The 25,020-nt window shown below is 45.1% G+C and carries 21 protein-coding genes; 11 read left to right on the top strand and 10 right to left on the bottom strand.

Annotated features, from left to right (window positions below; genetic code table 11):
* Positions 1–47 precede the first annotated feature (47 nt).
* A complete protein-coding gene (gene malK, locus AACU59_RS07855; RefSeq protein WP_017045996.1) occupies positions 48–1,166 on the bottom strand; it encodes a maltose/maltodextrin ABC transporter ATP-binding protein MalK in 1,119 nt (372 codons plus the stop codon).
* 657 nt (positions 1,167–1,823) lie between these two features.
* Here malK and malE point away from each other — a divergent pair.
* The 3 genes from malE to malG all read left to right on the top strand — a co-directional run bounded on the left by malE (position 1,824) and on the right by malG (position 5,559).
* Entirely contained in the window at positions 1,824–3,005 is a 1,182-nt protein-coding gene (gene malE / locus AACU59_RS07850; RefSeq protein WP_094145456.1) for a maltose/maltodextrin ABC transporter substrate-binding protein MalE, read from the top strand.
* 76 nt (positions 3,006–3,081) lie between these two features.
* On the top strand, positions 3,082–4,656 hold the full coding sequence (gene malF, locus AACU59_RS07845) for a maltose ABC transporter permease MalF (protein ID WP_094145455.1): 1,575 nt from the start codon (positions 3,082–3,084) through the stop codon (positions 4,654–4,656).
* A gap of 12 nt (positions 4,657–4,668) precedes the next feature.
* The gene (malG, locus tag AACU59_RS07840; protein WP_010317575.1) at positions 4,669–5,559 is read left to right on the top strand and encodes a maltose ABC transporter permease MalG; all 891 of its coding nucleotides are present in this window, start codon (positions 4,669–4,671) and stop codon (positions 5,557–5,559) included.
* A gap of 320 nt (positions 5,560–5,879) precedes the next feature.
* On the opposite strand, the gene AACU59_RS07835 is transcribed toward malG, so the two are convergent.
* Together AACU59_RS07835 and AACU59_RS07830 are read right to left on the bottom strand one after the other, a co-directional pair.
* Entirely contained in the window at positions 5,880–6,125 is a 246-nt protein-coding gene (locus AACU59_RS07835) for a hypothetical protein (protein ID WP_094125098.1), read from the bottom strand.
* 93 nt (positions 6,126–6,218) lie between these two features.
* A complete protein-coding gene (locus tag AACU59_RS07830) occupies positions 6,219–6,704 on the bottom strand; it encodes an acyl-CoA thioesterase (RefSeq protein ID WP_010317579.1) in 486 nt (161 codons plus the stop codon).
* A gap of 300 nt (positions 6,705–7,004) precedes the next feature.
* Between AACU59_RS07830 and AACU59_RS07825 the strand changes: the two genes are divergently transcribed.
* Positions 7,005–7,586, top strand: a complete 582-nt coding sequence (locus tag AACU59_RS07825) for an acyl-homoserine-lactone synthase (RefSeq protein ID WP_017046000.1) — start codon at positions 7,005–7,007, stop codon at positions 7,584–7,586.
* 3 nt (positions 7,587–7,589) lie between these two features.
* Here AACU59_RS07825 and AACU59_RS07820 read toward each other — a convergent pair whose 3' ends face one another.
* The 4 genes from AACU59_RS07820 to AACU59_RS07805 all read right to left on the bottom strand — a co-directional run bounded on the left by AACU59_RS07820 (position 7,590) and on the right by AACU59_RS07805 (position 11,356).
* Entirely contained in the window at positions 7,590–8,312 is a 723-nt protein-coding gene (locus AACU59_RS07820; protein ID WP_013868064.1) for a helix-turn-helix transcriptional regulator, read from the bottom strand.
* 139 nt (positions 8,313–8,451) lie between these two features.
* A complete protein-coding gene (locus AACU59_RS07815) occupies positions 8,452–9,213 on the bottom strand; it encodes a DeoR/GlpR family transcriptional regulator (protein ID WP_013868063.1) in 762 nt (253 codons plus the stop codon).
* A 196-nt stretch (positions 9,214–9,409) separates the two neighbouring features.
* The gene (locus AACU59_RS07810) at positions 9,410–10,327 is read right to left on the bottom strand and encodes a GGDEF domain-containing protein (RefSeq protein WP_017047195.1); all 918 of its coding nucleotides are present in this window, start codon (positions 10,325–10,327) and stop codon (positions 9,410–9,412) included.
* Positions 10,328–10,456: 129 nt separating this feature from the next.
* Positions 10,457–11,356 carry a DMT family transporter gene (locus tag AACU59_RS07805; protein ID WP_013868061.1) on the bottom strand — a complete coding sequence of 300 codons (900 nt, stop codon included), beginning with the start codon at positions 11,354–11,356 and terminating at the stop codon, positions 10,457–10,459.
* 99 nt (positions 11,357–11,455) lie between these two features.
* Here AACU59_RS07805 and AACU59_RS07800 point away from each other — a divergent pair, with 99 nt between their 5' ends.
* Positions 11,456–12,244, top strand: coding sequence for an AraC family transcriptional regulator (locus tag AACU59_RS07800; protein ID WP_026028665.1), 789 nt, complete (start codon positions 11,456–11,458; stop codon positions 12,242–12,244).
* 133 nt (positions 12,245–12,377) lie between these two features.
* On the opposite strand, the gene AACU59_RS07795 is transcribed toward AACU59_RS07800, so the two are convergent.
* Entirely contained in the window at positions 12,378–13,289 is a 912-nt protein-coding gene (locus tag AACU59_RS07795) for a M14 family metallopeptidase (RefSeq protein WP_094144701.1), read from the bottom strand.
* Positions 13,290–13,606: 317 nt separating this feature from the next.
* Here AACU59_RS07795 and AACU59_RS07790 point away from each other — a divergent pair, with 317 nt between their 5' ends.
* Positions 13,607–14,518, top strand: a complete 912-nt coding sequence (locus tag AACU59_RS07790; protein WP_094144699.1) for a DUF808 domain-containing protein — start codon at positions 13,607–13,609, stop codon at positions 14,516–14,518.
* Between the two features lie 88 nt (positions 14,519–14,606).
* Positions 14,607–15,755 carry a 23S rRNA (uracil(747)-C(5))-methyltransferase RlmC gene (gene rlmC, locus AACU59_RS07785; RefSeq protein WP_176428510.1) on the top strand — a complete coding sequence of 383 codons (1,149 nt, stop codon included), beginning with the start codon at positions 14,607–14,609 and terminating at the stop codon, positions 15,753–15,755.
* A 73-nt stretch (positions 15,756–15,828) separates the two neighbouring features.
* Here rlmC and pyrC read toward each other — a convergent pair whose 3' ends face one another.
* A complete protein-coding gene (gene pyrC, locus AACU59_RS07780) occupies positions 15,829–16,857 on the bottom strand; it encodes a dihydroorotase (RefSeq protein WP_094144697.1) in 1,029 nt (342 codons plus the stop codon).
* A 208-nt stretch (positions 16,858–17,065) separates the two neighbouring features.
* Between pyrC and AACU59_RS07775 the strand changes: the two genes are divergently transcribed.
* From AACU59_RS07775 to AACU59_RS07760, 4 genes are all read left to right on the top strand, one after another.
* Complete coding sequence (locus tag AACU59_RS07775) at positions 17,066–18,883, top strand: hybrid-cluster NAD(P)-dependent oxidoreductase (RefSeq protein ID WP_094144696.1); 1,818 nt, start codon at positions 17,066–17,068, stop codon at positions 18,881–18,883.
* 586 nt (positions 18,884–19,469) lie between these two features.
* On the top strand, positions 19,470–20,678 hold the full coding sequence (locus tag AACU59_RS07770; protein ID WP_094144695.1) for a NupC/NupG family nucleoside CNT transporter: 1,209 nt from the start codon (positions 19,470–19,472) through the stop codon (positions 20,676–20,678).
* 198 nt (positions 20,679–20,876) lie between these two features.
* Complete coding sequence (gene pepT / locus AACU59_RS07765; protein ID WP_088729747.1) at positions 20,877–22,109, top strand: peptidase T; 1,233 nt, start codon at positions 20,877–20,879, stop codon at positions 22,107–22,109.
* 210 nt (positions 22,110–22,319) lie between these two features.
* Positions 22,320–23,198, top strand: a complete 879-nt coding sequence (locus AACU59_RS07760; RefSeq protein ID WP_094144694.1) for a mechanosensitive ion channel family protein — start codon at positions 22,320–22,322, stop codon at positions 23,196–23,198.
* A gap of 93 nt (positions 23,199–23,291) precedes the next feature.
* Here the strand turns inward: AACU59_RS07760 and norR are convergent, their stop codons facing one another.
* Positions 23,292–24,878, bottom strand: coding sequence for a nitric oxide reductase transcriptional regulator NorR (gene norR, locus AACU59_RS07755; protein WP_176428509.1), 1,587 nt, complete (start codon positions 24,876–24,878; stop codon positions 23,292–23,294).
* Positions 24,879–25,020 lie beyond the last annotated feature (142 nt).

Here is a 25,020-nt window from a genome sequence, read left to right as displayed (position 1 = left end):
TTTTTAAATCAGACAGCTCCTTTGATAGGGGCTGTCTGATTTTCTTTTTATTCGGCTTCGATGCCTTTTTCTTTGTAAAGGCGGCGGCATGCACGTCCATCGCTGTGGAAGAGGTGGCAGCGATGCCCTGGAATACCAATTGTCAATGTATCACCTGTTTCAACGCCCAAAGTATCAGGCTGGCGGTAAATTACATCAGAATCAGAGCCTTTCAAGTTCATGTAGACTTGTGTTTCATTGCCGAGTTTCTCAACCATCATCACCTTGCCTTCAATTTTCGCATCACCATCTTCAGCGCTCAGCAAGTGCTCTGGACGCACACCTAATGACATACGCTCGCCGCGAGTGATCGTGGTGCCATCGACCAAAATCCAAAATGAGGTTCCATTAGAGAGTTGAACTTTCACACGTTCGGCTTCAACATCTTCGATGAATACGCTCATGAAGTTCATTTTAGGAGAGCCGATGAAACCTGCGACGAAACGGTTTTCTGGGTAATGATACAACTCAAGTGGTTTACCTACTTGTGATACGAAACCAGCATCTAAGACCACGATTTTGTCAGCCATTGTCATTGCTTCGACTTGGTCATGGGTAACGTAAATCATAGTGCAGCCCAATTTGCGTTGCAGTTTGGTTATCTCTGAACGCATCTGTACGCGCAGCGCTGCATCTAGGTTAGACAGCGGCTCATCAAGCAAAAAGACATTCGGTTGTGAGACTAAAGTACGCCCAATCGCGACACGCTGACGTTGGCCACCTGAAAGAGACTTAGGTTGACGTTCAAGCAAATGGCTGAGCTGGAGAATATCGGCGGCGTGCTCAACACGTTGCTCGATCTCCTTTTTATCGGCTTTGGCCAACTTTAGGCCAAAAGACATGTTGTCGAAAAGATTAAGGTGCGGGTAGAGCGCATAGGATTGAAATACCATGCCGACGCCACGTTTAGAAGGTTCAACATCATTCATTCGCTTATCGCCAATAAACAAGTCACCCGAGGTGATATCTTCTAGGCCTGCTATGCAACGCAGTAGGGTGGATTTCCCACAACCTGACGGACCGACAAAGACGACAAATTCGCCTTCTTGAATTTCTAAGTCGACATTTTTAGAAATTAATACATCACCGTATGCTTTACATACATTTTTTAACGTGACACTCGCCATAGAGCTCGTCCTCGATCAATATTTTTTATAAATCACTGCCCATCATTATATGAGTTTTCTTGCAGGCAATGACAGCAGGAATTGGGTAAGGTGGTTAATAATGTAAGAAAAAGGGTGATGTCTTCAAATTAAGGGAGTTTGAAGAAAGCATCACCCATCCATGCCAATGATTTAGTTCACTTCCCCTGCACATTGAGCGTCTCCCCCGTTATAAAATCAATTACCACGAACGCTCATTTATGACAGCAAACCAATCTAGCGATGTAAGCCAGTAAACGATGAGTTACTGGAAAAGGCTCTTACTATCCACTCTGGGATGACTGTATTTTGTGTGATGTGTGTGTTTGATACATCCTCCTAATTGAGTTTTTTATAGGGGGGAGTAGCGATGGATGCGATGGAGGAGGGGTTTAAGGGCTGAGTTAGATCCAGTTCAAATAATTAATGGCTGTTAAGTGGAAGCATGTCACAAAAAGGTATTTTTTTGTGATTGAGCTCTCTAACCTTGAGCGATGATGATCACGAAAATAGTCCATAATATCGAGGGCGTAGGGCGTAGGAGGATGAGTCAAGTCAGGTTTTCTCTGATGATATATGACGAAATACGGCGAAACCTCTTGGTAAGCCCTACAACACAAAAATAAAAAGGATATGAACATGAAAAACGCCCTAAGCACAGTCGCGCTAAGTACTCTAGTTGCTCTTGGTTCGTTTGGTGCACATGCTGCTATTGAAGAAGGACAACTCACCATTTGGATTAATGGTGATAAAGGCTATAACGGTTTAGCTGAAGTGGGTAAGAAATTTGAGGCGGACACGGGTATCAAAGTGACCGTGGCTCACCCTGATGCACTTCAAGATAAATTCCCACAAACCGCAGCAACGGGTGATGGACCTGATATTGTGTTCTGGGCTCATGATCGCTTTGGTGGTTATGCAGAAGCTGGCTTGCTGGCTGAAATTAAACCTTCAAAAGCGGTTCAAGAGGGCATCGTGGATTTTGCCTGGGATGCGGTGAAATACAACGGTAAAATCATCGGCTACCCAGTCGCGGTAGAATCATTGTCGCTCATCTATAACAAAGATCTTGTGCCAAACCCACCAAAAAGTTGGGAAGAAGTGGAAGCGCTGAACGGCAAACTGAAGAAAGAGGGCAAAACGGCCATCATGTGGAACTTGAAAGAACCGTATTTCACATGGCCTCTTATGGCGGCTGATAGCGGCTACGCATTCAAATACACGATTGATGGTTATGATGTGAAAGATGCGGGTATCGCGAATAAAGGCGTAAAAGATGCGATGAATTTCGTGAAAGGTTTGGTGGACAAAGGCGTGATCTCTCCGGATATGGATTACTCTGTTTCTGAAGCGGCGTTTAACCAGGGCAAAACGGCAATGACGATCAACGGTCCGTGGGCTTGGGGCAACATTGAAAAATCAGGTATTAATTACGGAGTGACGACATTACCGAAATTTAACGGGCAATCTTCCAAGCCGTTTGTAGGCGTATTGACGGCAGGTATCAGCACTGCTTCTCCAAATAAAGATCTTGCGATTGAGTTTATCGAAAACTACTTACTCACCAATGATGGTCTGCGCATGGTCAATAATGACAAACCTCTTGGCGCGGTGGCTCTTAACTCTTTCCAACGTGAGCTTGATGCAGATACACGCATCGCCGCGACAATGGATAACGCAATGAATGGCGAAATTATGCCGAACATCCCTCAGATGAATGCATTTTGGGGCAGCGCGAAAAGTGCAATTATCAATATTGTAGATGGCCGCCAAACTGTCGATGCCGCACTGGCTGATGCAGAAAAACAAATGACTAAATAATTCGGTTTTGGTCAAGCCCTTAAGGAGAGGGTAACCTCTCCTTCATTTTACGTTTATATCGCTAGCAGGTTCTTCTATGCAGTCAGTTCAAGGTACAGATGCTTTGTCAGCACCCGAAACGGCACTTCCTTCCAGTAAAAATGTGCTCATTAAATGGGTATTATTAGGTACGGTTGGTATCGTTAACGGTTACGCCACTATTCTTATGTATTCTCGCGGTGAGCTCGCCTTTGCGCTGCTTACTCTCATTCTTACCGCTCTGGCCCTTTATATTTTCGGCAGTAAACATACTTACGCACACCGCTATATTTATCCGGGTATCGCGGGAATGATCTTATTCATCCTCTTTCCTTTGGCCTACACCGTTGGTCTGGCTTTTACTAACTACAGTGCTAAAAACCAACTCTCTTTAGAACGTGCACAGACCGTGCTGTTGGATCGAACTTATCAGGGCGGGGAAAGCTATCCTTTCACTCTATACAAAACGGAAAGTGGCTATCGAATTGCAATCGAAGATGGAGAGCAGACGCTCGCTACCGACGTGTTTTCCTTAAATGGCTTATCGGTGACCGATATGGACCTTCAACCTATTGAGGGTATTGAGGGCACCAAAGAGCCGATTAAAACCATTATTAATCACCGTGCTACGTTGAGCTCAATTGATCTGCATTTCCCTAGTGGTGAAGATGTACGTATGAGTGGCTTGCGCAAGTTTGCCGCCGTATCGCCGCTTTACACCATGCAAGATGATGGCGAAACGCTGGTCAATAATCAAACAGGCGAAATACTACGGCCGAATATGGATGTTGGCTTTTATCAACCAGTGGACGAAAGTGGTCAATTTATCGGTGCGACAGTATCGCCTGGTTTTGTGGTGAAAATTGGCACACATAACTTTGAGCGTGTATGGAAAGATGACGGTATTAAAGAGCCTTTCATCAATATCTTTATCTGGACGGTCGTTTTCTCAACCTTAACCGTGATTTTCACTCTTATGATAGGGCTAGTGTTGGCTAGTGTTGTGCAATGGGAAGAGCTTAAAGGTCGCGCCGTTTACCGAGTGCTATTAATCCTGCCTTATGCTGTTCCTGCCTTTATTTCTATTTTGATCTTCAAAGGCTTGTTCAACCAAAGCTTTGGTGAGATCAATATGGTGCTCAACAGTATTTTTGGCATTAGTCCTAGCTGGTTCTCAGACCCCTTTCTCGCTAAAAGTATGGTGCTGATCGTCAATACTTGGCTTGGTTTTCCTTACATGATGATTTTGTGTATGGGTCTTTTGAAAGCGATTCCAGAGGATTTATATGAAGCATCGGCGATTGATGGTGCAGGTTTTTTACACAACTTCACCCGTATCACATTGCCGCTCATGATCAAACCAATGACTCCGTTACTTATTGCGAGCTTTGCGTTTAACTTTAACAACTTTGTGATGATTCAACTTCTGACACAAGGTGGCCCGAATATGATTGGTACTTCAGAGCCAGCCGGCTACACCGATTTACTCGTAAGCTATACCTATCGTATTGCGTTTGAAGGAGCTGGTGGTCAAGACTTCGGTTTGGCTAGTGCCATCGCAACCTTGATCTTCTTACTGGTTGGTGGGTTAGCACTACTCAACTTACGTTTTACGAAGCTGTCACAGAATTAAGGAGTAATCGTTATGGCGATGGTACAAGGTCAATCTCTCAAATATCGCTTATGGGCGACTCATGTTGCTCTGTGGGCATTTTTATCGCTGATCATTTTCCCACTATTGATGGTCATTGCGATTTCATTTCGTGAAGGGAACTTTGCCACAGGCAGTTTGATCCCAGATAACCCATCTCTAGAACACTGGAAATTGGCATTAGGTTTTGCTGTCACTAATGCTGATGGCTCTGTTACACCGCCGCCATTTCCGGTTCTGACTTGGTTATGGAATTCAGTGAAAGTAGCAGGCATTACTTCAGTGCTCATTGTGGCCCTATCGACAACATCTGCTTATGCCTTTGCGCGCATGCGTTTTAAAGGTAAAGACACCATCCTAAAAGCGATGATGATTTTTCAAATGTTCCCAGCGGTACTGGCACTGGTTGCGATGTATGCACTGTTTGACAAATTAGGTCAATACATCCCATTTCTTGGCTTAAATACGCATGGTGGTTTGATTTTCTCCTACCTAGGTGGTATCGCACTGCACGTATGGACGATCAAAGGCTATTTTGAAACGATAGATAACTCATTAGAAGAAGCTGCTGCTTTAGATGGAGCTACACCATGGCAAGCCTTTAGACTGGTGCTGCTACCACTCTCTGTGCCGATTCTTGCGGTTGTGTTTATTCTCTCGTTTATTGGGGTGGTTGGTGAAGTACCAGTGGCATCTTTGCTACTTTCTGATGTAAACTCATATACATTAGCGGTGGGTATGCAGCAGTATCTTTATCCTCAGAACTATTTGTGGGGAGATTTTGCAGCAGCAGCAGTGTTGTCTGCTTTACCTATCACTGTCGTATTTTTGCTTGCACAGCGCTGGTTAGTCGGAGGACTTACGGCTGGCGGTGTGAAAGGATAATAACGATAGGGCGACCGTGAGGTCGCCCATATTGTATTAGCTTAACGTATTTGGTTTGGCCGCCGATCAGTTAAGTAATATGCAAATCTGGCGTTACGCATAGCTGGCTGTTAGCTTTATTTCCTTACTATCCAACAAACTAACAGTTTTTGTAACCAAGACCCGAGCATTGCTTGGGTTTTTTTATATCTGTATTAAAGGGTGCTATTGGTAACGCGCATGCATTATATGATGAATTGAATGTCTCAAAAGTGAAATGATGTTTGGATGCGACTCACATCTGAAATCTTTGTGTAACGTCGTAAAGGAAGGCTAAAAAGTTAGAACTCACGGCTAGAAGGGGCGCAGCCTAAGTATTGTAAAAGGACATACAAGCTCTCTTGCTGCAGCGCAACGCGGCGAAACAAATCGGCGAAGGTATCATCTCCGCCAAAGCAGGTACGGATATAGTGGTTAATTTCTTGGGGCTGGTAGCCTTCAACGTAAAGCGTTCGGACCCAGTGATACTCAATTGACTTTGGGTCGACTAACGTCGATTCGCTCAAGGTAATCTCTTTGAGAGTCAAAGTATTTTCCTACCATCGATGCAAAATGTCAGAGAGCTCGATTTAAGCAAATAAAGATGAAGGAAAAATGACAACTGAGTGCATCATGTGTAGCTATTTTAAGTACTTAACGTGAGCTTCCATCTCTTCCCCTATCTCTTTACGCATGTTCATTAAGCGTATCGCTGATTGGCGTAGGGCAATATCTTCTGCCGTTTGTGGTACCCATTCTGGGATGGGGGTTGGCTTGCCTTGCTCATCGACAGCCACCATGATGACAATACAATGGGTAGTCAGTTGGTTTTTCAACTCTTTTGGATCGCTTGCTTGCACATCAATGGCGATATGCATTGAGCTTGTTCCGGTATAAATGACTTTTGCGCTGACTTCAACGAGGTTCCCTACGTGGATAGGAGCGACAAAGCGGATCCCTCCAGCATAAGCGGTGATGCAATATTTACCGCTCCAGCCTGCTGAGCATGCATAGGCCGCTAGATCTATCCATTTCATGACAGCGCCACCGTGGACTTTACCACCAAAATTCACATCACCGGGCTCTGCTAAAAAACGCAAAGTTATTGCACGTTGGCCACTACTCATTGGGGAATCCTTGTTTTTTATTAACGGAATCATAAATAACAAAGCGTTAACCAAACTGCAATATTATTTTGAATGCAGCAGATATAAAAAATCCTCTTAGTTGCCTAAGAGGATTTTTAAAGCCGAGCGGTACGAGTTATTTACTTTATGTTGTACCTTATTGAGCCAACTGAGCGTTAGTTATTCAGTTGCGTTAATAATAGTTTAAACAGTATTTCGACGTAACTGTTCGATCGAACAGGTTCTATCTCTGATGAGATTGTTTAGCGTGATTTCTCCAATAACCTAAGGAGAAGTCACATGACTATTTCAATTTATTCACATACCTTTCAAAGTGTCCCTCAAGCTGATTATGTGTCATTGCTGAAGTTACGCTATAAGGTTTTTTCGCAACGCTTGCAGTGGGAGCTAAAAACAAATCGAGAAATGGAGACTGATGAGTACGACGTTCCAGAAGCACACTATTTGTATGCCAAAGAGGAACAGGGTCATTTAGTGGGGTGTTGGCGAATTTTGCCAACGACGTCGCGTTATATGCTTAAAGATACTTTTTCGGAATTACTCGGTGTGCAGCAAGCACCCAAAGCAAAGGAGATTTATGAGCTGAGTCGTTTTGCGGTCGATAAAGATCATTCGGCGCAATTGGGCGGCGTGAGTAATGTTACGCTGCAGATGTTTCAGTCGCTGTATCATCACGCCCAGCAATATCACATCAATGCCTATGTAACGGTCACATCGGCCAGTGTGGAAAAATTGATTAAGCGGATGGGGATCCCATGCGAAAGACTCGGTGATAAAAAAGTGCATCTTTTGGGAAGTACACGTTCTGTCGCTTTGCATATTCCAATGAATGAAGCATATCGTGCAAGTGTCAATGCATAAGCCTTATAAATAGGGATTGATATAGCCACCTAAAATAGCTTTAGTGATCGCTTGGTAGCGATTCGTCGCGCCAAGCTTTTTACAAGCATTACTGAAATGGAACTTCACGGTACGTTCTGACGTATTAATAATCGTGGCAATTTCCCATGCGCTTTTGCCTTCGGCCGCCCAAGCTAAGCATTGTACTTCACGTGCGGTGAGCACCGCTCTCGGTTTTGCGTCTTTATGGTAACGGGTGATGTTGCCAATATTATGAGCCAGTAACGGTACAATGAGCTGTGAGGTATGGATACTTTGTTGATTCAAATCGTAAGACTTGGTATCTGAGGTTGCAAAACTTATCATGCCAAATTCCCCCCTAAGTCCATGGATTGGAATGCTAAATCCCGCTTTGAGTCCATTGCAACGCGCCTCTTCGAAAATGACTCGTCCATCATTATTGACTCGTTTAGCGTCATCCCAGCGAATGGGCAAAAAATTGGTAATGCTGTATTTGACAATCGGATCGATATGCATGAAGCCTGATTCATCATATTGCTGTCGCCAGCTATTGGGGTAATTGTCCGTGACAAGCGTTTCACTGGTTTTTAACGTGGGTTGAAAAGAGAGGCCAAAGAGGAAAAATTCATGACCAATTAAGTTATTGAGCCCATTGAGTACATTTTCCAAATCATCGTGGCTAGTGATTTGTTGGTTCTCTTGGATCAGTCTCAGAATTTTGTACATAAGCCGAAAGTTCTAAATTGCGTCGTACTATATTGGCACTTATATCAAAAAAAACCGTAACAGTACGAGCAAATAATGAAATAGTTTATTTATTTGGCGGGAAAATCTAGTTCAAATGTCGGTTTTGGCCTCAATCTATCTATACCACCTGAATGGTTACTTCATTTTCACGAGCGAATGCATCAATTTCTTCTGGTGGTTGAGCATTGGTAATGATCAAATCTACGTCGGCAATTGTGCCTAGCTTAACCATGGCATTACGTCCGAATTTGCTGTGGTCGACACCGAGATAAACACAGCGACTATTTTCGATGATCGCCCGTTTGACTCTCACTTCGTGATAATCGAAATCTAAAAGTGAGCCATCATAGTCAATGCCGCTAATCCCTAAAATACCGAAATCGAGACGAAATTGTGAAATGAAATCCAAAGTGGCTTCACCCGTCACGCCACCGTCTTTATTACGCACTTCACCGCCCGCTAAGATGACATTGAAATCCGGTTTGGCCATTAAAATCGTCGCCACGTTAATGTTGTTGGTGACAATGCGCAGATTTTCGTGATTGAGCATTAATGCCCGAGCGATAGCTTCAGGTGTCGTACCTATGTCGATAAAGAGCGTTGCGCCATCGGGAATGTGTTTGACTAGCTCGGCAGCCACTTTCTCTTTTTCTTGCTGATAAGTTACTTGGCGAGTGTGGTAAGAGGAGTTTTCAGAACTAGACGCGATGGTAGCGCCGCCGTGATTGCGTCGTAACTTATTGGCATCTGCAAGTTCGTTGAGATCTCGGCGGATGGTTTGTGGGCTAACATTGAATCGCTCGACTAAATCATCGGTACTCACAAATCCGTGTGTTTGAACTAATTCGATAATTTCTTGATGGCGTTTAACTGCTTTCACCTTAAATATCCTTATTCATTGAAGCTTAAATAGGTCAATACCTTGAATGCTTACTTTGCGTAAGGCACTACGACTTTGTGAGTGTACGGTTTAATCGACCAAATTCAATCATTAGTGAATGGGATACACGAGTATTTGCTCGTTTTAAGTGATAATTCACATTAAACGAACATTATAGGCCCTTTATGGAACATAGTTATGTTTCTTGGAATGTGGCACATTGATTCCGTCCAGCGAGCTTGGCTTTATAAAGTGCTTTGTCTGAGCGGCGATAAATTTCGAAAAAATCGGCATCGTTGCCCGCAATTTCAGAGATACCGCAACTGATACTAAAGTGTGCGCCGTTGTCAAAAAATGCGTATGCATAAAATTCTTTACGTAAACGATCTGCCACTTGAAAGGCCTCATGCGCATTCGCCTTATGCAGAACAATCAGAAACTCTTCACCACCAATTCTACCGCAGGCATCGCCATGGCGTGTGTGCTTTCTCGCTATCTCTGCTAACTGCCAAATCACATCATCTCCTCGCTGGTGGCCATAGGTATCGTTTACTAACTTGAAGTTGTCGATATCAATCGCGATACAACTTATCGGATAATGATCACGCTGAGCCAACGTAAATTCATTACACGCTTCTCGCCACAACTTGCGGCGATTGTAGAGCTGCGTTAAGTCATCGGTATTGGCCAGAGTGTGAAGCTGTTCTCGCAGTTCAACAATATCGGTAATCTCAGTAGAAACACCGATAAGGCCAATCACTTCACCGGTTTGTGTACTTAGAATAGGTTTCTTTATTGCGCGGTAGACGCGTACTTTGGTATCGAATTTTGCTTGTGCACGTTCTTCACTGATGAAAGGCTGTTTGGTATCAAATACCATTTGATCGCTGTGTAAAATATCGGCGAGTAGGTCATCTTGAAAAAAATCATGATCAGTTTTGCCTCTGAGTTCTTCCAAAGTTGTGCCAAACAGTTTAAGTGTTAGCTGATTTGCATACAGATACTCACCTTGACGGTTTTTTACGAATACGTATGAACCGAGTTCGTTGAGAACAAGCTCATGCAAGGCAAACAAATTATTGCTATACACATCTTCGATGTTATCAAGAATCATTATCTGGCCACCAAATTTGCTAGGTTGCCTAACGGATCTGACGTAAAGGATCCCTCAATACATTTCATTTTTGTTTATTTTTATTCTTCTTCCATAAACATAGCTCGAATCGATGCTAGATGCTCAATTTTATGGTTGTATTGCGCCCTCGATAGCTGTTGTACGGCTTTTTGTCAGTTTTATTTGGGATAAAATAACCCCGGAAATTACCATCGTTCCACCTAAAAGATGGTAGTTTTGCACTGTTTCACCTAACAGGGTTGTGGCAAGCGAAACCGCCACCACAGGTAACAAATTCATAAACATCGCACTAGAGTCTGCACCAATTAAATCGATCGCTTTTACCCACATCCATGGAGCCAATAAGGATGCAGCGACAGAAGCGTAAGCGATTAGGGGCAGCGAGCCTTCCGTGGGTAGGAGATGTTCACTGGTCAACCATAATGGTGTCAGCATTAAGACAGCAAATAACCCTTGCATATAAATAAGCGTCCAATTGCTTAGCGGCATTTTCCACCGTTTAAGTAACACACAATAAAGTGCGTAAACGGTTGCAGCCACCACCATTAATGCATCACCATGTGTAATATCTTGATGCAAGAAGAAGCTCATATCGCCTTGACCTAGCATAAAAGCAAGCCCTGCGAGAGAGAGGACTCCTCCGACAACACTCAAAGCTGAAATGCGCTTATGGAGCAGAGGAACGCTGATGAACACACTGAGCAGTGGTACCAGCGAAGTGATCAACGACATATTTGATGCAGTAGTCGTTAGCCCTGCGTAATAGCCAAGAGACTGATTCAGTACCATGCCTAACATGGCTAAAAAAGCCAGTTTAGTTAAATGGGGCTTGATGATTACCCATTGGCGGATCACGGTAGGTAAGCAAAAGGGGGTTAGCAACAGCATCGCGACAAACCAGCGATAAAAACTCATCGCACTTGGTTCAATGGTTTCTGCGGCGAGCTTGTTGATGATAGAGTTACCACCCCAAATTAGAACCGTGAATAGTGGAAGAAGATATACCATGTGAGCCTCGTCGCAAATTGTGCTTTGAAGTATAGTGTGGCAGGTCTCTATAATTATATATATCTCCAAAACGACATTGCGAGCGATAGGAAGACAAGTTTGAAAAAAGCGCCTAGAAATCTTCACCCTTCACTATCGATTGACAGTGCGCCATCGGATGTCTTTATGAATTTCGATGCGTTTTTGTCAAACACAGAAACGCGAACTCATAGCCATCCATGGGGACAAGTGCAGCTAATTTCCGGCGGGATTTTGGAAATGGAAGCGCAAGAAACGCGATTTCTCGCACCGCCTCATCTCGCGATTTGGGTTCCTGCGGGGGTGAAACACTGCAGCTATAATCGTAAGCCAATTGAATATTGTTCGCTCAATATTGATCGGGCTCTCACCCATGGTTTTCCCAAGCACACCAGTTTGATAAAAGTGACGCCCATCGTTTCTGCCATCATTGAGGATTTTCGATCGCGTGAAATCAGTGTGGCTCAAAACGCGCAAGATAAACGTTTAGTTCAAGTATTGCTCGATCAATTGGCAACGCAAGAAACACAGCATCATTTTTTGCCTTCCACTAATCACAAATATTTAGCCCCGATTTTAGCGGCGGTAGAAGAAAACCCGACCGATGATACGACATTGGCTTTGTGGGCTGAAAAAGTACATACCACAGAGCGAACATTAGCGCGTCATTGCCAAACGGAACTCGGGATGAGTTTTACCGAATGGCGATTAAGAGTACGCTATCTCTATTCCATGGATTTACTGCGCACAGGACATTCAGTGAAAGAGGTAGCATTAACTCTTGGCTACAACCAAGCCAGTCCTTTTATTACTATGTTTAAAAAATACTCCGGCCAAACGCCGGAACAGTATAAAAATCGTTTGTTATAATATTGCTTAAGCGTATGTAAGCACTTTGTCGCTGATCAAACCATAAAGAAGAGCCTTAGACTTGATGTGGTGACTTTTTACAACGTCTATTATTCATGAATCCATGACATAGGGGGTTGGGTGTTTTATCGTTTTAGCGGCACACGTAGTCCAAAGCACCAACAATGGCGGCGACTTGTGCGTCATTACACTCTTGCGCTGTGACTTTTGGGCTATCTGGATACACTTCGGTGGTGGTGCCGAAGTAGCAATTTGTGATGCCACCGCATAACCCTAATGCTTTCATTGAGTAATTAATTACTCCCTCTTGAGTGATCGGAGAGCCGATGATCTCGCCTTTACTATCGGCAGGTGCAATGTGCGTGACTTTGCGTACCGATTCAATAATGGCTGCTTGGAATTCTGGCTGCGGATTTTCCGTATCGCCGACAGTATAAAACCCATCGGGAATCGTATCGGCTTCATATCTAATCCCATCGCGCGCTGCGAGTGCAGGGCGAAACTCGCTTTCATCACTGTCTGTAGTTTCATGTAAATCAATATGCACCAACACGTCACCTAAGCTTGCGACCCAGCGCATTAAGCTTGCCGACTCTTCGGCTGGGCTATTGGCGTAAAATGAGCGATTAGGGTCAAGCGCTGATGGGTTCCAACGATTGATCGTTTCATAGCCCCAAGGGCTTACGCACGGGGCAACGGCAATGTTGAAATGAGATTGGTACTGCGGTGCTTGAGTCGCTAAAAACTGCAACGCGCCGTGCACTCCGCTGGTTTCGTAACCGTGTACACCACCTGTGATCAACACCGTTGGTTTGTCAGGGTTCCATGAGCGACTTTTTAAGGCAAATAATGGGTAGCGATCTTTGTCTATTGATAGTGCACCGTATTGCTCTACCTCAAAATCCGTTGCCAAAGCGTTAATCTTCGGCACGACTTCTTGCTGATATTCTCGTTTAATCGTCGTTTGCGCGAGCCACGCTTCGCGTTCGGTTTGCGTCCATTTTTGTCCGGGAGTACCTATAGGGTAATAGTGAGAGTGCTGCATGACATTCCTTCAAATCTCGGTGTAATGGACCAGAAGCTTAATGCGCAGATTAACCTGATGCAACACTCTTACCTTGATACAAGAGCATATATACCCTTCCTACTTGAAGCCGCAGCGGTGTTGGCTACGTTCGTTCACCCCAATCACATAGTTTGCCTATGCTCATGGGGACTCACTCACTTGCCGCCTACCTGCAACTCCAAGTTGTTTGGGTATAGCTAGCAAAGAGAGACGTGAAACTTTTCATTACACTTGTTTATTGCTTGCTATTGTTGGTGTTACAGTTCTGCTCTTCGAAATAGCGAATGGAGAAAATGATGGCAGGCGCGAGCTTACTTACCCTTCTTGATGATATTGCAACCGTGCTCGATGATGTGGCGTTGATGTCAAAAATGGCCGCGAAAAAAACGGCAGGCGTATTGGGGGATGACTTGGCGCTCAATGCTCAGCAGGTGTCTGGTGTTGCCGCTGAACGAGAGATCCCAGTGGTGTGGGCAGTGGCTAAAGGCTCATTTCGCAACAAATTAATTTTGGTTCCCGCTGCCTTGCTGATGAGCTCATTAGCCCCTTGGCTGATAATGCCGCTCTTGTTAGTCGGTGGACTTTTTCTCTGCTTTGAAGGGGCAGAAAAAATCTTAGAAAAAGTGTTTCATACCAACCATCACAGCACCGCTGACGCAGATGAGCGCATGCTCACTGACGTATCGATTGATGACTATGAAAAACGTAAAGTCGCTGGGGCGATTCGGACCGATTTTATTTTATCGGCCGAGATCATCGTGATTGCGTTGGGGACAGTGCAAGGCCATAGCATGGTGACACAAATTTTGGTGGTGAGTTTGATTGCAGTGGTCATGACCATCGGTGTTTATGGTTTGGTAGCAGGCATTGTGAAATTGGACGATTTAGGTTTCTACCTAGAGCGCACTTCAGATGGCGCAGGGCTGCGTGCTCGCTTTGGTAAAGGGTTGATCAGTTTCGCGCCTAAGCTCATGAAAGCATTAACTGTAGTGGGTACCGCCGCGATGTTTTTAGTGGGCGGTGGCATTGTGGTGCACAACGTCCCTTTTATTCACCACGTGCTTGAACCTGTGATTGCAGCCGTTGCTGAACTCTCTTTATTAGCAGTAGTGATGCCAACCTTGCTTAATGGTTTCGTTGGCTTACTCGCCGGGCTGGCTGTGGTTGCAGTGTGGGGGATGGTGAGTAAATTGAAACCGTCCCATTAATTTTTTTTATGGTGATGATAATCATATTGAATGGTGATTTGCCCGCAGACGAATAGACTAGCGCTTTTCGTTTTTGGCAGTTCCCATTATGCAGTGTGCGTTTTTTGATCAACAGCTGTGCCGTTCTTGTACTCATTGCGCGGTTTCTTATTCAGAGCAGGTGAAGCGCAAAGATTTGGCACTAAAAGCGCTGTTTTCAACGCAGATGCCACAGCAGTGGCTAGAACCTGTCATAAGTGAAGAGACGGGTTTTCGTAACAAAGCGAAAATGGTGGCTCTTGGCGCGGCTCATGCACCGATCTTGGGTGTTGAATCCATGGTTGATGGGCAATCAACGCCCGTGTCGTTAGTGCAATGTGCTCTCTACCCACAAGAGACACAAGCGCTATTAACTTATCTACAAGATTGGATCCGTAGCTCGGGTATTCCTCCCTATAATAAAGCCAAGAAGAAAGGCGAACTCAAATACATATTGCTCACACGCAGCGAATATTCAGGTGAGTTTATGCTGCGTTTCGTACTGAGAAGCCGCGAAGCTTTAGGCCGAGTTGAGCAAAACCTCGCGCGGCTTCAGGCGCAGTTTCCAACCATTCGCGTCGTCTCAGTTAACCTTCAACCCATCCATATGGCGCGCCTAGAAGGTGAAGAAGAGATTTTTTTAACCGAGTGTGAGTATTTGATTGAGCAGTTTAATCAGGTGCCTATGGTTATCCGCCCGAAAAGTTTTTTCCAAACCAACCCGCATGTAGCGAAGCAGTTGTACGCGGCGGCGCGTGATTGGGTGAGAGAGATAAACCCAAGTCACATGTGGGATCTGTTTTGTGGCGTGGGCGGTTTTGCCCTACATTGTGCCAGTCCAACTACGACAGTCACAGGCATTGAAATTGAACCAGAAGCGATCGCCAGTGCTAAACGCTCTGCCAAGACGATGGGCATTACCAATTTAGACTTTGCTGCGCTGGATTCTGCCCAATTCTCACAGGCTCAATCAATCGCTCCTGAGTTGGTGCTAGTCAACCCTCCGCGTCGTGGTTTAGGAGCTGAATTAGTTGAGCGATTGGTGGCTTTATCACCCAAACACATCATTTACTCAAGCTGTAACCCGCAAACGCTGATCACTGATATGCAAGGTATGGTGGGCTACTTACCCAAAAAACTGCAATGGTTTGATATGTTTCCACATACCGATCATAGCGAAGTGATGGTGCTGTTAGAGCGTCAGCCTAAGCTGAGATAAGCGCTGTGTGGTGCAAAAATGATAATGATAAAGAGAGGGAAGCCGCGGCTTCCCTTTTTGATGCATTAATGAGCTATTTTACTGCCCACGCGACCGTTTCACCGGCGCGGATCGGCACCACAATATCTGAGCCAAATGATATACTTTCAGCAACTGGCCACTCTTCTTTGACCAAAGTAACGGTGTCGTTATTACGAGGTAGGCCGTAAAAATCAGGGCCATTGTGACTGGCAAACGCTTCAAGGTTGCCAATTTTACCAACTTGCTCAAACACCTCTGCGTATAACTCCAAGGCTGCGTGCGCTGTGTACGATCCAGCGCAGCCGCAAGCGGCTTCTTTTTTGTCTTTGGCATGAGGCGCAGAATCAGTACCCAAGAAAAATTTCTTATTGCCCGATGTCGCTGCCTGAATCAGCGCAAGCTGGTGGGTGTTGCGCTTAAGGATTGGCAAACAGTAAAAATGAGGGCGAATACCACCAGCGAGCATGTGATTACGGTTATACAGTAGATGATGCGCCGTGATCGTTGCCGCTACATTCTGGTTCGCATTTTTTACAAACTCGGCAGCATCGGCGGTGGTGATGTGTTCTAACACTATTTTCAGATTTGGGAAATCATTAACAATGGGAGCAAGCACTGTATCGAGGAAGGCTTTTTCTCGGTCAAAAATATCCACATCGTGAGCGGTTACTTCGCCATGAATCAGCAGCAGCATGCCAACCTCTTGCATCGCTTCTAATACTGGGTAAATATTTTGAGCGCAGGTTACGCCAGAATCTGAATTGGTGGTCGCCCCAGCCGGATAAAGTTTGGCTGCCACGACAGCGCCAGAAGCTTTGGCTTTGCGGATCTCATCAGGTGTCGTGTTATCGGTGAGATAAAGCGCCATGAGTGGCTTGAAAGAATCACGTGGTTTTTGCGCCATGATGCGCTGTTGGTACGCTAATGCTAATTCTGTGGTGGTGATCGGCGGGACCGTATTGGGCATGATCAGGGCGCGGCCGTTGTAGCGACTGATGTCTCGTACTGTATCGGCCAACACATCACCATCACGTAAGTGAACATGCCAGTCGTCTGGACGAGTAATTGTTAATGTTTTCATTGGTTGCTCCCACCGGAAAATAAATTGATTGGAGCTTAAACGGGCTTCGCTTTTAATGTGCGCGCAATCGCTTACGTTTAAGCGACAGGATGATAGAGGAAACAGGGGGGAATTTCATCCTTTTATTTTCCATAGAGTTAGCCAGCTTTGGCGATTTCCATTATCATCGCGTTATAAAAATACCTTCAAAAAAGCATAAGGATAGGCCATGTCGTCAGCTCAACTCTCACAAATTAACGTTTACCCAGTCAAATCGATAGGTGGCCTCTCGCAGTCCACCGCTTGGGTTGAAAAACAGGGGCTGGCTTTTGATCGGCGCTTTATGATCGCGTTAGCTGATGGTTCAATGGTCACTGCACGTAAGTATCCAAATATGGTTAAGGTGAATTCAATACTGGTTGCGGATGGTTTGATCTTCACGGCGGTGAACCAATCTCCGTTAAAACTGCGTTATGCAGATTTCAAAATGCAACCTTCTCCAGCGCAAGTGTGGGACGATAACTTTACCGCTTACACCACAACCGATGAAGCGGATGATTGGTTTAGCCAAGTGTTAGGCCAGCGTGTTGAGTTGCTGTTTACCGGAGAGCAATCAAACCGAATGCGTGAAAAAGTGGGTCACAATGTCAGTTTTGCTGATGGCTATCCAGTGCTGGTCATCAGCCAAGCTTCACTTGATGAACTTAATCGCCGCAGCCCTGAAGTGCACAGCATGGATCAATTTCGTACCAATCTAGTGGTACGAACCGATGAGCCTTTCGCTGAAGACAGCTGGAAGCGGATCCGAATTGGTGAGGTAGAATTTGAAGCGGTAAAACCTTGCGAACGTTGTATTCTCACTACTGTTGATGTGAATAAAGGGGCTTTTCGTCCAACCAAAGAGCCGCTAAGAACCTTGTCACAATTTCGCGCTAACGAAAGAGGTGGGGTGTTTTTTGGGCAAAATTTAGTCGCAAAAAATGAGGGGATGATTCGAGTTGGCGACAGCGTTGATGTGCTTGAGTACAAAGAGAAAGAGTTTTATCGAGATTTGGGCATGAGTCACCATGTGATGACCTGTGTTGAGCGTGAAGCGATTGCGCGTGATTTTGTCACGTTCTGGCTAGAGCCGAAAAAGGGTGAAATGCCAAATTATCAACCTGGGCAGCACCTACCAATCGAAGTTGTGATCGATGGCGAGAACGTGGCGCGCCGCTACACTTTGTCATCTAGCCCATCGCGCCCGGGTCGGTTAGCGATTTCAGTCAAACGTATTGATGGTGGTAGAGTTTCTAACTGGTTGCTTGATCACTTGCAGGTAGGAAGTACATTGACCACGCAATCACCGGATGGCTCGTTTCATCTGTCGACTCAGCACCAGCAACCGTTGTTACTGTTGTCGGCTGGAAGTGGCGTGACGCCTATGTTATCGATGTTGCGCTATCTTGCCGATAATCAACAAATTCAAGATGTGGTCTTTTATCATCAATGCCGCAGCGTTGAGGATATTCCTTGCCGTGTTGAACTTGAAGCGCTTAAGCAGCGGCATTCGGGGTTGAAAGTCTTCATTTCTCTGACTCAAGCTCCAGTAGATTGGTTTGGGCTGAAAGGCCGGCTCTCTTTATCCCATCTTAAGCAAATCCAACATGTGACTGCTCGCCAAGTGTTTGTGTGTGGGCCTGGTGGTTTTATGCAGAAAGCAAAAAGCTTATTGTTGAAAAAAGGGCTTGCGGAAGAATCTTACCACCAAGAAGCATTTGGTGTGGCGCACACCGTCGCAGCTGAGCTGAAAACGTTACAACTGAGCGTCAATGGCCATGTATTTGAGGGTAATAACCAAACGACCTTATTAGATCAAGCCGAAGCCGCTGGCATTGCGATTGCCAACAGTTGCCGAGCAGGGTTCTGTGGTGCGTGCAAGGTGACTGTGCAGTCGGGCAAAGTGCATCAACCTGACGTGCCAGCACTGCCTGAGCATGAACGTCATCTTGGTTTCGCTTTAGCGTGTTGTTGTATTCCTGAAACCGATATTGAGGTTGTAAACTAGTTTTCGCCTCACGCTGTTGCACTACAGTGACTTTGTCCAATAAAAATGCCTCTTGGGTCAGTGTTGACCGCAAGAGGCGTGACGTTGCTAGTGATTTTTATTCGAAACCGTTTCAGTCTCTTCAAAGTGACTCTCTTAAAGCTAGTTGGCAAAGTACAGAAATACCAATTATTCGTTTTTATATAGTTAAATTAGTTTAAATTTGTGATGAAAATTCCATATTTTTTTGTTTGTTTTCCATCCAATCTTGCCTGTGTTTGATGTTTTTTTAGAATATCTGTCGAATAAATGAGCGCTTGAACGTTTGCGTAAAAATATGTGATGAAACTCTCATTTTGTTCGCTATACTTTCCGCCCGGTTATGAGCCGGTGCTCAACCCATACAAGCCGTCACACGGAAATGTGAATGACCCCAAGGACTGGACCAGCTAAGTTCCTCTGCTTGTATAAGGTGATCTTAGATGAACAATATGTTCGCATACCCCTCTTTTTGTCATGCTTTTGTTGTGCAAAAGGGCAATGATTCCTCCTTTGCCAAGTTTTTTGGTTCTACCCTTATTTCCAAATTTCAAACTAGGTAAATACAATGAATATTCTTTTTGGCCTCGTCGGCATTTTAGCGCTGATCGCTTGCGCCTACCTGCTCTCTGAAAATCGATCTTTCATCAATTGGAAAACCGTATCACGTGCTTTATTGCTGCAAGTTGGTTTTGCCGCACTGGTGCTCTACTTCCCATGGGGACAAAGCGCACTAGCCAGCATCAGCGGCGGTGTGTCGAGTTTGCTGGGTTTCGCCGATGCAGGAATCCGCTTTCTATTCGGTGATTTAGCCGATTCCGGATTTATTTTTGCTGTTCGTGTTCTGCCTATCATCATTTTCTTCAGCGCTCTTATCTCTGCCCTTTATTACCTTGGTATCATGCAAAAAGTCATCGAGTTTATTGGTGGTAGTATTCAAAAATTTTTAGGTACGAGCAAAGCAGAATCTCTGGTTGCTACGGGTAACATTTTCCTTTCACAAGGCGAATCACCACTGCTTGTGCGTCCCTTTTTGTCGCGCATGACACGTTCAGAACTGTTTGCCGTCATGGCCGGAGGCATGGCCTCTGTCGCAGGTAGCGTGTTGGGTGGCTATGCCGGTCTAGGTGTTGAGCTTAAATACCTTATTGCAGCCAGTTTTATGGCGGCACCCGGCAGTTTAATGATGGCAAAAATCATCGTACCAGAGCGCGATGTTCCACTTGATCAAACCAATATTGAGATGGATAAAGCGCAAGAAAGTAATGTGATTGACGCACTGGCGAGCGGGGCGATGAATGGCATGAAAGTGGCGGTGGCCGTCGGTACAATGCTGGTTGCATTTGTGAGCGTGATTGCGATGGTTAACACTGGGCTTGAAAGTTTCGGTGAGTTATTGGGTTTGAACGGCATTACCTTACAACTGCTGTTCGGTTATCTATTTTCACCACTGGCGTGGTTGATTGGTGTACCAAGCCATGAAGTCTTGATGGCGGGCTCTTACATTGGGCAAAAAGTGGTGATGAACGAATTTGTGGCTTTCATTGATTTTGTTGACCACAAAGCGCTGTTGTCGGAACACACCCAAGTTATTATTACTTTTGCTTTGTGCGGCTTTGCCAATATTGGTTCTATCGCGATCCAATTAGGCTCTATCGGGGTTATCGCTCCTGAACGCCGTGCAGAAGTCGCGAATTTAGGTATTAAAGCGGTGATTGCAGGTACGCTAGCTAACTTAATGAGTGCATGTCTAGCGGGCATTTTCATTCTGCTTTAAACGCCCTGTTTGCTTATCTTAATGCTCACTGCGGTGGGCATTTTTGATCCCTTTTTTGAATGATTGACACCTCAGTAATTGCTGAAAAGCTGATTTATAGCAAATTCCGTTTCTGATGAGCGCGTAGTATAGCTTGCAATTAACTGCGTATCCCAACATAGGCGATACGCTGACATGCTAACTTATTGAGTGCTTGCTATGGAAAATCTTGTTGAACGCTTTTTGCGTTATGTCTCTTTTGATACTCAATCTCACCCTGCCAGCCGCCGTTGCCCGAGTTCAGTAGGGCAAATGACGTTTGCCCATACACTGCATGAAGAATTAATCGCATTAGGCTTAACCGATGCTACGGTTGATGAACACGGCTATGTTATGGCGAAGTTGCAATCGAATGTTGATTACCCTGTTCCTGCGATTGGTTTTATTGCACATATGGATACCGCGCCAGACGCGTCAGGCAAACACGTTAAGCCGCAAATTGTGGAGAATTATCAAGGCGGAGATATTGCTTTAGGTAAAGGGGATGAGGTGCTGTCACCTATTCAATACCCGGATTTGCATCAACTGCATGGTTACAATCTGATCACGACTGACGGCACCACACTGCTTGGTGCCGATAATAAGGCAGGCATCGCTGAAATTATGACGGCCATTGAGAGGTTAATTGCCGACCCAAGTATCGCACATGGTGATATTTGTATCGGTTTCACTCCCGATGAAGAGATCGGCCGGGGCGCGGACTTATTTGATGTGGAGAAGTTTGGTGCACAGTGGGCTTATACCATTGATGGTGGCCCGGTGGGCGAATTGGAGTATGAAAACTTCAATGCGGCGAGCGCCGATGTCATTTGCTATGGCGTGAATGTTCACCCTGGGACCGCGAAAGATAAAATGGTGAATGCCATCAACATCGCCGCACAATTTCAGCTTATGATGCCAGCCGATCAAACCCCAGAGACCACGCAGGGCTATCAAGGCTTTTACCATTTAAAATCCGCAGAGATGAGTGTGGCTCGCTCAACCTTGGGTTACATTATTAGAGACTTTGAACGAGAAGGCTTGGAAGCTCGTAAAGCGTTTATGCAGCAGCAAGTGGACCAGTTAAATGCCCGTCTTGAGAAAGGACGAGTTGAGTTGGTTGTGACGGACAGCTATTTCAATATGAAAGAGATGGTCGAGCCTCATCCACAAGTCATTGAACTGGCTAAACAAGCCATGATTGCTTGTGATGTTGAACCGCTGATCAAACCTATTCGAGGTGGTACGGATGGTGCAAGGCTCTCCTTCATGGGCCTGCCATGCCCTAATATTTTCACTGGCGGTTATAATTTTCATGGTATTCATGAGTTCATTACCATTGAAGGGATGGAACAAGCGGTAAACGTGATTGTAAAACTGGCTGAAAAGACAGCGTTGGCGAATCAACACTGATAACAAACCTTTCCTTTCGCCAATCTCAAAGGGAGTTTCTCTTTCAAAGCTATGACAGGGCGCATAATAATTGCGCCTTATGCCGACGTTAACTATTCACTCAGTTACAATACCTTTCTAAAATTTCTAACACGATCTCAATCTGCTGCTCTTTAGTGGCTTAGATGTGTTGCTGCTCATTATGCATAAAAATAAAAGAAGGGGATTGATATGGAGAAAGTGGTCGCGGTGTGGGACTTTCTTATCACTCATAAATTGGTGTTTAGTATTTTAATCATGACGTTGATTATTTTGACGCGGCGAGTTGTGCTTTCTCAAATTCGTGGCGATGTCGCACTGATTACCGAAAAGCAGCGTAAATGGATGTCACGCACCAAGAATGGCACCTTTGCCTTTACTTTGGTCATCCTCTTCGTATTGTGGCAATCAGAGATCAACGAATTTGCACTGTCAGTGACTGCGATAGCGGTCGCCATTGTAGTCGCATCAAAAGAGATCATCTTGTGTTTTACGGGTTCAATTCAGCGAGCGAGCTCTCGCTCATTTCGTATCGGGGATTGGATTGAAGTCGGAAAACTGAGCGGTGAAGTGATCGAACACAACTTGATGGCAACCGTGATCCAAGAAATCGATTTGCATCATGGTCAATATCACTACACTGGAAAAACCGCGACCTTGCCAAACAGTATGTTCTTCTCGTTTCCGGTAAAAAACCTTAACTTTATGAAGCGTTATGTGTTTCATAATTTTTCGATAGTAGTGCCTGAATTTGTAAATTTGTACCCTTTATTGCCGATTATGCATGAAAAGATTGAGAGACACTTTGCCCATTTTATCGATGTTGCAAGGCGTTATAACAGCATGATTGAAAAACATGCGGGTGTAGATTTGCCTAGTGCTGAGCCGCACATTCAGATCAGCAGCGCAGCCGCAGGAGAACAGATCGTGCATTTCATGATTTTTTGCCCAACAGAGCGGGCCAACCATTTAGAGCAATTGATCCGCCAAGACTTTATGCAAGCGTATGAAAACGCATTTCCACGCGCTTTAGTTGCAACAGAAGTGCTGCCGAGTGAAGTGGGTAGCTAACCGCCGAATAATGAGCGCTCACACAGTATGGTGAGCGTCTTACCTGTAATTACTGTCGGGGTGAGAAAAGATATATTAGTGATGAAAGTGATATTAACGCTCAATTGCGTGTGTTTTTTTCACCGAAATCCCTAAGCGTTTTGAAAGCCGAGTGAGATTCGCGCGATCCACTTGCAATAATCTTCCCGCTTTTGCCCAATTGAAATCGGATTGGGTCAATGCTTCACTGATCAATTTACGCTGATATTCATCCGTTGCTTCTCGCAGCCCACGTTGCCACACCTTCGCTGTGACCTCTTTGTCGCTCAACGTACTTGGCGTGTTAACCAGAGGTAGGCTGAAATCTAACTCACCTATGTCGTAGCTGTTGACTGTGATCAACGCTTGTAAGCCTTGTCTGGCTCGTGCTTTCAGCGCTGCGCGGTTGATCACGTGTTCTAATTCGCGAACATTACCGGGCCATGAGTAGTTGAGTAACCCAGCCAGTGCGTTGGGATCGATTTTGAGCTGTGTGATACCGAGCTTGCGACGCGCTTGCTCTAAAAAATAACCTGCCAACAAGGTAACGTCACCATTTCGCTCTCTTAGCGGAGGGATATGAACAGGGTATACGCTGAGTCGATGGTAAAGATCGGCTCGGAATCTTCCCGCTTCCACCTCTTGCTTTAAATCTCGATTTGTCGCTGCCAATATCCGTACATCAATAGTTTGGACATGATCTTGTCCTACGGGCTGAATTTCATTGTTCTGTAATGCACGTAAAATCTTGCTTTGGGCAGCCAGTGGCAGTTCACCGATTTCATCGAGAAATAAGGTTCCACCGTCGGCTAATGCAAACTTGCCTAAGCGATGCCGTTCTGCTCCAGTAAAAGCTCCTTTGACATGCCCAAATAGTTCACTTTCGACCAAGTTTTCTGGAATTGCGGCGCAGTTGACATAAATAAGAGGTTGGCGTTTACGCGCTGATAGTTGGTGCAGTGTTCGTGCGACCAGCTCTTTACCGACACCTGTTTCACCATGGATTAAAATGTTGAAATTAGAAGGGGCGACCACTTCCAAATCGGCTTTCATGGCCAGCATCGACGCACTTGAACCGATGATCTCTCCACCTTCTCTGTCCCATGCTTCTTCATTCAGCTCTTCTAAGCGTTGCTGGGATTGTTTGGCCTGTGCTTCAAGTTGAGAAAAGGTCAGTGCCATTTTCAAGGTAGAGGCCGCGATTGCCGACAACGCTTCTAGGCTGCGTTTGGGAATATGCTCAAACATGTTGGGATTAAGGCTATCAAGCGTCAAGATACCGAGTAGTTTGTCACCAAACAAAAGGGGCAGGCCCATACAAGAGTGCATGGGAAGGTCGCCATCATGATCCATTAATAAACCATCGAAAGGATCGGGTAGTGATGAATTTGCATCGAAAATAACCGGCCCATCAGCGTGGCAAATCTCACGAAAGCGGGGATGTTCATCAATTAAAAAGCGTCGGCCTAAGGTATCGCGAGTCAAGCCTTGCATCGCAAGGGGGATTAACAAATCACCTTGGCGTGAAAGCAGCATCACACAGTCGCATTGAATGGTTTTACGAATCGCATCAAGCAGGCGATTGAATCTATCTTGATCATTCAAACCACTTGCGAGTCCTATGGTCATTTCAATCAAGGTAGAGATGGAAAAATCTTGCATGGTAAGCACTCAGGTGATGTTTTTGGATATTGTAGTGTCATAATGACATTTTTTGAAGTGTTATTTTGACCTGATTATTTAATGATTTTTTATTTTTTATTTAAAAATCAATAGATTAATATTGGTATGCTTTGTGCTATAC

Origin of the sequence: Vibrio sp. V23_P3S9T160 (genome assembly GCF_963886625.1) — a bacterium.
In the GTDB taxonomy this organism is placed as follows: domain Bacteria; phylum Pseudomonadota; class Gammaproteobacteria; order Enterobacterales; family Vibrionaceae; genus Vibrio; species Vibrio anguillarum.
Note: the sequence above shows the minus strand (reverse complement) of the source record. Positions and strands in the feature narration are given on the sequence as shown.